Annotated in this window: 5 protein-coding genes; 2 read left to right on the top strand and 3 right to left on the bottom strand. The window is 33.5% G+C overall.

Going from position 1 to position 6,839, the window contains the following annotated elements; all coding sequences use genetic code 11:
• Nucleotides 1-176: 176 nt before the first annotated feature.
• Nucleotides 177-695, top strand: a complete 519-nt coding sequence (locus J2S10_RS27225; RefSeq protein ID WP_307414311.1) for a DUF2199 domain-containing protein — start codon at nucleotides 177-179, stop codon at nucleotides 693-695.
• A gap of 394 nt (nucleotides 696-1,089) precedes the next feature.
• Here the strand turns inward: J2S10_RS27225 and J2S10_RS27220 are convergent, their stop codons facing one another.
• Genes J2S10_RS27220 through J2S10_RS27210 form a run of 3 tightly spaced genes read right to left on the bottom strand, consistent with a single transcriptional unit; the run spans nucleotide 1,090 to nucleotide 4,789 of the window.
• Nucleotides 1,090-2,205 carry a Ger(x)C family spore germination protein gene (locus J2S10_RS27220; protein ID WP_307414309.1) on the bottom strand — a complete coding sequence of 372 codons (1,116 nt, stop codon included), beginning with the start codon at nucleotides 2,203-2,205 and terminating at the stop codon, nucleotides 1,090-1,092.
• Complete coding sequence (locus tag J2S10_RS27215) at nucleotides 2,205-3,305, bottom strand: GerAB/ArcD/ProY family transporter (RefSeq protein WP_307414307.1); 1,101 nt, start codon at nucleotides 3,303-3,305, stop codon at nucleotides 2,205-2,207. Before J2S10_RS27215 ends, J2S10_RS27220 begins: the two co-directional genes overlap by 1 nt.
• A complete protein-coding gene (locus tag J2S10_RS27210) occupies nucleotides 3,290-4,789 on the bottom strand; it encodes a spore germination protein (protein WP_307414305.1) in 1,500 nt (499 codons plus the stop codon). The genes J2S10_RS27215 and J2S10_RS27210 overlap by 16 nt, the downstream gene beginning before the upstream one ends.
• A gap of 488 nt (nucleotides 4,790-5,277) precedes the next feature.
• On the opposite strand from J2S10_RS27210, the gene J2S10_RS27205 reads away from it, so the two are divergent.
• Complete coding sequence (locus J2S10_RS27205) at nucleotides 5,278-6,513, top strand: spore germination protein (protein WP_307414303.1); 1,236 nt, start codon at nucleotides 5,278-5,280, stop codon at nucleotides 6,511-6,513.
• Nucleotides 6,514-6,839 lie beyond the last annotated feature (326 nt).

The following is a 6,839-nucleotide window of genomic DNA, read 5'->3' as shown; positions in this document are numbered from 1 at the left end:
CAATATTCAAATGGACTTTAAAACAAACTACTACGAAATTTGGAGAAAACAAGAGAAATCGTGAGATTTTCCTTTCTATATAGAGGGAGTTTAGTTAAACAAGAAAAAATTAATCATTTACTGGGTTTTAGGGTTATTATTGAGGAAAAGCTATTTTTCTTGTGAGGGATTATATAATGAGTCAAGAAGGTTATTTATGTAGATGTTGTGGAAAGTATCACAATGAACTTCCAATGAGTTATGGAAGTCCAGTTCCTGATTATTGTTACGACGTACCATCAGAGGAGCAAGAAGGCAGGATAGAGATGAACGAAGATTTGTGCATTATTGACGATGAGTATTTTTTTATTCGTGGATGTATTGAAATTCCCGTAAAAGATGGAGAGGGACCATTTATTTGGGATGTCTGGGTTTCATTAAGCGAAGGAAATTTTGATAAAACTAATGATTATTGGGAAGTGGAAGGAAGAGAACAAGAACTAGAGCCAATGTTTGGCTGGTTATCAACTTCAATTCCTTGTTATCCTGAAACAATAAATTTAAAAACAAAGGTTCATACTCGTTCCGTTGGTGTACGTCCTTATATTGAGTTAGAACCAACTGAACACCCCTTAGCCATAGAACAAAGAGAAGGTATAACAATAGAACGTATAAAGCAGATTGCAGAAGAATTATGTGATGAAGAGGAACAATAATAACTTTTCTAGTTGAACTAACGGGTGCGTTAGTGAAACTAGATAAATAAAAAAAGTCGATTCTAAAAACCGTACAGGAATCGGCTTTTTTAGGTTTGAATTTGCTTAGCATAAGGAAATCAGGGTTTCATCTTCCAAAAAATGTCTTAGCGTATAATATCCGCGTTTTGTCGGCAGGACACCTAAAAGAAGACTATTGATAAAAATTAATTCATTGAAGGTGCAATATAAGATTTCCAATGTATTAAGATGTTCAAAGGAGTTTGGATTTTTTTATGTTTGTAGAATTTAGAATTAATGAAAATTCTCACTATAGCTAAAAGCAATAGTTTTGAAGGGATTATTCCCTTCCATTAAAAAATTCACCAATGATTCTGGTCAAATACCATTTTGATTAAAACAAAGTACCGGTTCTTATAATTTTTGCCTTTATTTTCGTATCTATTTTAATATTTTTATATTCCTCTTTCCAATTGATTTTCTTCCAAAGTTCTGGATAATTACTTTCAATTTCTCTCCCAATACCTAAAGCATCACAATCGGCTTTTTGAAGAGTTTTAGTAACTAGATTTGCTTGTTTTGTTAGTTCAGCGGATATTTGTTTGTTTACCTTATTTACGTCTATTTCTTTAAATGCTTGCTGAGGGAAACTAAGAATCCGAAGCGAAAGGGATAGATTTATTGTATAATGTATTTTTTTATTTGCTTCATTTACATCCCTTTTAACTTTTCTTTTCAATTTCAATATCATCATGCTAATAGGCTCTTTCCGACCATCCGAATTAGATATTCGAAAATTTAGTATATTCTTTCTATGCAGTTCGTCTAATAAAATCAGTAAAATAGGTGAACCATACTCAGGCAGGGAGATTCCTGAGTATTTCTGCCCGTTAAATAATGCTAAGCCCCCAATTTTTATTATCCCTGAATCTGTTTTTTCGACCATTGGGATCACAATATCTTTTCCTGGTTCCCATATTTTAGACCAAAGGGAAAATATGGACACCTTTGGGATATTGCCGGTTGCTTCAACACTTTCAATTAATTGTAAGATGTCAAATGCAATCGGGCTTGATTTTTCCTCTGTTGAAAGGATTTGAAATCCACTTTCTCTCCCTATGATGATTTTTGAGCCTAAATAAGTTTTCTTTGAGCGATAAATAGGCTCCAATAGAGGGATAATCCCTTTTTTTGCCATTTTTTCTCCTATTATAATCACATGGGTTTTGCTAATATCAAGTTCTCCTGCCAGCAATTTATTTAGATTTTGAGAAATTTCTAATCCTGAATAGCCGTCCGCCTTATATAGTTCATCATGTGCTTCAAACTGCCCTCCGCCTTTACTCAAAAGTCTTAGTGCCCGTATTGCCCCTAGTATCTTTCCATCCTTTCCTGCATCGAAACTTACACCATTTATTAATGATTTTTTAACGAGTCTATCTTGGTCCCAACAGCCTCCTAACAGAAAAACGATAAGTAGGCAATACATAAAAAAAACGATTTTTCGCATTACATCTCATCCATTTCTTGTTTTTTAAACATATATGATAGTAATAATAGAAGCAACGGGGCTCCAAATACTAAACCGTAACTCAAATATTGAATAAATTTACTGAACTGATTTAGCTTTTCGTCGTCAAAAGGGATAAGACTTATAGCATAAATGAGTAAACTATTTACAACTACGATTTTAGAATAAGAGTTTTTTTGTTTACTGAGGCTTTTACTTGCCATAAATAGATATGCCATTACTGAAGTTGTCATTGGAACGATCCAAACCGTTACAAAAACTAAATCCAGTCTATCGATAATCTCACTTGATAAGCCTCTGAACATATATAATACCGGTTCCTTTATTTGCTTGATTACACGAGGGCTAAAACTGATTAAATTTATAAAAACAAAATACGTATAAAGAGTGGTAACAGAAAGATTGGCAAAAGAAATCGTTTTTAAGTAGCCTTTTTCTTTATTTTGGATATTAGGATAAATGACCAATAATATTTCAAACCCTAACATAGAAATCAAAGACTCATTCGATCCCAACATAATATTCTTTAACCCTGATTGCCCTACCGGTATCACATAGTGGATATCCAGTTCATGAGAGAAATTAAAAAGGGAAATCACAATTAGAGCGATATAGAGGAAAGAGGCAAATGTAAAAAATCTTGCCACTATTCTAATATCATCAATTGTTAAATATAAACTTGCAATGATGATAAATAAAGCTAAAATCCATGGAGGGGTTAAAGGCAATATCCATCTATTTGTTAATCTGATACATAAAATAAGCGCATAACTTCCTACTAAGACAAAGTAAATGTAAATGAAACCATTTAGGATTCTGCCGACCATTTTCCCTAAAATCTTTTCTGTAACTTCTGTTAGGATAGAAGTTGGAAACCTTCTTAGCAACAACCAATAAATTACTAAAATAACTTCAATACCAATACCTGCAATAATAGTTGATAACCAAGCATCTCCTTTTGCGGTTTTTTGTGTAACGGATGGCAAAGATAAAACTCCAATACCGATTTGACACTGAATGAGCAAAAAATAAAGCTGAAATTTTGAAATTTTTTTATTATGTTTCATTTCTTTTTCCAAACCCTAGAATACCATTGTTGTCTCACAAAATTCGGCTTTGCATCTGTAGGTCTGCTGTTTAAAAGCCATACCGGCAGCCTTAGAAAAGTATCTTTAAGATCTTTTATTTTCAAAGGAGCAAAAGGTGCAAAATAGGGGGTTCCAAAAGACTCTAATTTGCTTAAATGAATAAAAATCATCATAAACATGAATGCAATTCCAAAGAAACCAAACAAAGCCGCCATTATCATCATCGGGAACCCTAATAGTCTTACACTTGTCCCCATTTCGTCCACAGGTACAACAAAAGAAGCAATGGCAGTAAAGCCAATGACCACAATCATCGTATTTGAAATTAAATTAGCTTGGACAATTGCTGTGCCAATTACCAATCCGCCAACTACGCCAATCGTTTGAGCAATTGGGGAAGGTAAACGGATAGAAGCTTCTTTTAATAATTCAAGAATGGTCTGCATTACCATTGCTTCGAGTAAAGGGGGAAAAGGAACATATTGTAATGAAACTCGGACAGAGTACAAAATACCAAAGGGAAGAATTTCTGAATGATAAGAGACAAGCGCTATGTAAATGGCAGGAAAGCTAATAGCAACTACAAAGCCGAACAATCTAATAAATCGGAAGAAAGATCCAACCATCCACCTGTTAGTGTAATCATCGGAGGACTGATAAAATGCAAAAAACGAGATGGGCATAATTAATATTCTTGGGTCGCCATCGACAATGACGCATATTTTCCCTTCCGTTAAATTAGATATTGCTCTATCTGGTCTTTCTGTATTCAACATTTGTGGGAATGGAGAAAAGGGAGTATCTTCAATAAGCTGTTCTAAATTGCCCGATGCAAGCAACTGATCAATCTTAATGGTAGAAATCCTTGTTTCAACTTCCTTAATGATTGCGCTATTTACAAGGTTATTTAGATAAATCATTGCGATTTCAGTATTCGATATATTTCCGACCTTGAAATACTTCACCTTTAATTGAGGGCTCTTAATTCGTTGACGGATAAGGAATATATTCGTATTCAAGTTCTCTACAAAACCCTCATGAGAACCTTTAATTACCTTCTCATTTGCAGGTTCCTCTATAGAGCGACCTTGTGATTTTGGAACAGCAATCAGATATAAAGCAGGGTTATTTCCTTCTAAAACAATACATTTCCCTAACAACAAACTGCCTACAGCTGCGGAAAGGTCAGAAGTTTTGTTTAGTTGAGAGGCCCTTACTAGTTGTTCGATTACACCTGTATTATGTTCTAATAGTGGCTCAATGATTATAGAATCAATCAGTTTCTCATCTGCTAATGTGCCTAAATAGATTAACAAGCATGGTTGATCATTGAAAATGAATTCATGTACCTTTAAATCATCAGTTTCACACATTAATTCTTTAATAAATGATAAATTTTTATATAAGTCATTTGTTGCTAATATTGAGTCTTGAGGTTCCTTATAAACGGAATGTTTCTTTTTCAAAAATCTCATTTTTATTTGCACACCCTGAGTTCACTTTTTCATATTTTTTACATTGGCAGAAATATTATGCAGGAATTGAAGTATATACGTCATTTGCCTAATTAATTAACCTTGTGGAAGGAGTCAGACTAGGGTGGACTCTAAAGCACCATAGTTTATCGACCTTCCTCATCCAGCCGTAGAATCAGTATTAACGGTTTTAATACATTTACATTCGCTGTGGTGCAGTGCCGATCTTGCGCTGCATGGATGGCTAACAGGTGCAAGAGTTTAAGACCCGGCTGCCATTTTTGGCGGCTTTCTTCTTGTGTTAACGGAGCAGCTTAGTTAATCAGTATTACTAATAAAGTAGAAGGGTCTCTGGTTTTTTCTTAATACATTTGCGGATTAAAGATATTGTGAAGCCGTTTAACGGGAACAATACTTTTTAGCAAAAGATTAAAAAACGAGGTGGGGAATTGAACCAAATATATAATACCGACAGGATGGAAAAGCTGTTGGAACAAATTGTTGAACAAAATGAAAAGATTCTTCAATTTAACAAGGAAGTTTTAAGTAACATTGAAATAACCCAGGATAAATCAATTGATTTTGAAAATAAATATGCTGAAAGTAATACCAAAGATAAAGAAGAAAAAATTCCCGAACGTTCATTAGAAGCACCAGGTAGTGAACGTTCATTGACTGGACAACAAATCGGCTTGACTGAATCCCTAAAAACAAATACTCAAGTAATAAAACATATGTTAAAAGGTTCCAAATTAAAAATATGTAGTTATACAATTGGCACAGAAGCACAAACTGAAATGAATCTTTTTTATATTGAAAATTTGGTTGACAAAGAAATACTTCATCAAGTTAAAGCTACAATTTCTCAATTTAAAGTTAAATACATGCTTCATCCTTCAGTGCTAATTGAGGAATTACAAGCAAAAGGCACTGGACTATCTCCAACAGTACAAATAACCGAACGTTTTGATATTATTGGAAATGATTTACTTCAAGGAAAAATGGTTATTATTGCAGACAATACACCTATAGCTATTATTGCCCCTATTGTTTTTTGGGGACTATTTCAAACACAGGATGAATATTATAGTTCTTACGGAAGATTGTCTAACCGTATAATGAGATTAATCGGTTTTCTCCTAACAATGTATTTACCTGCATTTTATATTGCCACCCAACGGTTTCATATGGAAGACATAAAAAAACTTCCCATAGGTAAACATAAAACAGAATTAATAAATAAATTCCTGTATACTGGCGAAATTTTAAATGGATTTTGGGAAATGATTTTTATACTATTTGTCTTAAGAATTATTTATGATACTTCCTTACACATTTATAAAAGCTTAAATCTTATGATTACCTTATTAGCAGTCATGATTGTTGGGCAATATGCTGTCAGCACTAAAATTATAAGTTCTGGCGGATTGATAGTTGGAGGTTTTGCCCAACTGTGTGTTTACTTAGTACTTGTAAAAGGTCTTTTACCAATGGCAGCTACTATGAGATGGGTATTAATACCAATCGGATGGTTTTTTGGATACACAGGTTTGATAGCGGCATTTCTTGTTTTCTTTATTTGGGGTGCTAGTCTAAAGCCATTTGGAATACATTATTTCGCTCCACTTATTCCATTTAGACCGCATGAATGGAAGGATACGTTTTGGAGAGGTAAATTGAAACAAATCGTTAATTCGGAACACAAATATCGAATGAAGAAATAGGGAAGATCAAATGGAAAATATTAGAGGAATGAAGGATGACGAAACCTTTTTCCTCTACTTTATTTAAAGGGGACTGTTCATGGAAGGGTGCAGTGCAGTCTCTTTTTCCTTTAAGGGGTTCTTCTTTACTTTATAAAATATTCTCTAATACAAATCTTCACATTTGTGATGTTCATTTGGTAGGTCTATAATAACTGTTTCTATTGTTTAATGTGGATTTGTGAAGAAATTCACTTAAAGTAAACCAGCTAATAGTTTGTCAACATTTTTCAATCAAAACTTAAAATTTTTTATGTTATACTAAAAATGTGCATGCCAAATAACCT

The organism is Neobacillus ginsengisoli, from assembly GCF_030813055.1.
This window is presented reverse-complemented; position numbering and strand designations above follow the sequence as displayed.